This window comes from Streptomyces sp. NH27 (assembly GCF_056859195.1).
The window spans coordinates 1-608 of record NZ_JACEGK010001053.1 but is presented as its reverse complement, the minus strand read 5'-3'; the positions used below and the strand labels follow the sequence as shown (position 1 = coordinate 608).

The following is a 608-nucleotide window of genomic DNA, read 5'->3' as shown; positions in this document are numbered from 1 at the left end:
GACCATTCGTTCCACACCCCGGGGGTCATGATGGACACTCCAGTCAACCTGCGCGAGGTGGGAAGGCTACGGGTCCTTGAGGCCCTGCACACCACCGTGCGCAGCAGTCGTCCGGAACTGGTGCGGGTCACCGGGTTGTCCAGGGCTACGGTTTCGTCGTTGATCGCTGATCTGATCGCGGTGGGTCTGGTGGCCGAGGATGGGGGTCCGGAGGGTTTGGAGCCGCGGCGTACGGGTCGTCCTGCGCAGTCGTTGTCGTTGGTGCCGACGGCGGGGTTTGCGTTTGGTGCGGATATCGGGCATCAGCATGTTCGGGTGATCCTGTGTGATCTGTTCGGTGCGGTGTTGTGGGAGCACTGGGTTGCCAAGGAGGTGGATCGGGCTCCGGAGGAGACCCTTGATCTGGTTGCGGTGCTGGTGGACCGGGCGTTGCGGGAGACGGGGGTGGGGCGTGGTCGGGTGCTCGGTATCGGTGCGGGTATTGCTTCTCCGGTGGAGAAGGGCAGTGGTGCTCTGGGTGCGGAGGGCATCATGCCGGGTTGGGTCGGTATGCGGTTGACCGACGAGTTGCGGCGCCGTACGTCCTTGCCGGTGCGGGTGACCAATGA

General features: G+C 65.0%; 1 protein-coding gene. It reads left to right on the top strand.

The genetic code is table 11. The features are described 5' to 3' along the window. Positions 1 to 27: 27 nt before the first annotated feature. Positions 28 to 608 (top strand): ROK family protein (locus AC13HU_RS37970; protein WP_483046548.1); only part of this gene is annotated, 581 nt, incomplete at its 3' end.